Source organism: Stieleria sp., assembly GCF_041595215.1.
Classification (GTDB): domain Bacteria; phylum Planctomycetota; class Planctomycetia; order Pirellulales; family Pirellulaceae; genus Stieleria; species Stieleria magnilauensis.
In genome coordinates this window covers 1-1,598 of record NZ_JBFHKV010001477.1, presented here as the reverse complement: position 1 = coordinate 1,598, position 1,598 = coordinate 1, and the positions used below count along the sequence as shown (strand labels likewise).

The following is a 1,598-nucleotide window of genomic DNA, read 5'->3' as shown; positions in this document are numbered from 1 at the left end:
GATGAAGTGGACACCATGTGCATCGGTCAGATTGCCGATCTGCAGACTGCCCCCCGTGGCGGCTTGAAAGACCGAACGTTGATCGGTATTGAGATCGACGACCTGTCGCAGCGAGGCAAGATTGATCAACGAGTTGGCTTGGGTCGCCTTGAATTCAAATGCCCCCCTGCGGTTGTCGCCGGGAATGTCTTGGACCGAGACCAGCGACGGCAGATCCAAAACCCCGCCGTCACTGGCGGTAAAGTAATGTCGCGTTTCATAACCGGGCGATCCGGTGATCGTGGTGACGTTCGGCAATTCGATTCGGCTGCCGGCGCCGGAGACGGTCCAAGTGCGGGAGTGATAGTTTGAGGTATTGCTGTCTCGCACGGCGGTGACCGAAGGCATCGACAAGACCGCACCGCCAGAAACATTAAAATCGGCCTGATCGATGTACTTCAGGGCACTGACGTCCAGCGTCGCTCCCTCGCGAAGAATCAAGTCGCCGCCTTGGATCCCGATCAGACTGGACAGATCCACGGCCGCCGAGCCGATGTCGAACGTGACGTCGTCGACACGGGTCAGATTCGGAAACGCTCGGTCGACATCGCGGATCGTGACAATGCTTTGAAAGATCCCGCGGAACTGATCGGAGGTGATCGAACCGGACGCGCCCAAATTCAAGCGGGCACCACGAATGAACTGCAAATTTGGAGCGACGATATCGGCCCCTGCGGTCGCTTCGATCAACGAACTGTTTGAGGTGTTGCCGTCAAATCTGTAGTCCGCAAACGAGACCAGCTGCGTCAAATCAATCTGGCTGTCCGCGCCGTCGGCATCGATGACAACGCGTCGCAATCGTGAATCACCGCCGGTCGGTTCGGCGATCCTGGTGACCGAGGATAGATCGAGTGCCCCACCGTCAAACGCCTCTAAATAGAACTCGGCATCGTAATGCGACCCGCTTTCGATGGCGGCGAGGTTCGGAAGCGACAACGTGCTTCCGGCACCGCTGGCTCGAAAACGTTTCCGCTGATAATTGCCGTCCGACCAGAATGAATAGCGATCCACCGCCGGCAACGTCAACGTCGCGCCGCCGGAAACGAGCAGGCTGGACCCATCGATGTCGGCGAGCGCCGCCGGCATGAAAGTTCCGTCGCGCAGATCGACCGTCGAACGGACGGCGCGCTCCAGCAGCGGCGCCGTGTGAGTGCCTCCGGAGAGCACAAGCGTCGTGCGCTCCAAGTGCCGCAATGCATCCAGCGGCCCGCCTTCGGCGGACTGAAGTGTGATGCTGGCGCCGATCGCCGAATCCAGTGCACCGAGCAACAGGTCGCCGCCATCGGATTCGAGCAATCGGGTCAGCCCATCGGCGTTGTAATCCTGCACGGCCACCAGCGCTGACAGATCGATCTGACTGGTCGCGCCGGTGGCACTGAACTCGATGACGTGATTGCGCGTGTCACCGCGACTGACATCGACGATCGATTCGAGCATCGGCAGGGCAATCACACCGCCGGCCTGGGCGCGAACATACGTGTCGGAATACCGGGAGGTGCCGCCGATGATGTCGACGAGGTTGGGAAACTCGATCCGACTTCCGCTGTCGGTGGCGGTGT

1 protein-coding gene is annotated in these 1,598 nt (G+C 60.3%); it reads right to left on the bottom strand.

The window, feature by feature from the left end; genetic code table 11:
• On the bottom strand, positions 1-1,598 hold a 1,598-nt coding region (locus ABX749_RS32260), incomplete at both ends, for a hypothetical protein (protein ID WP_372899655.1).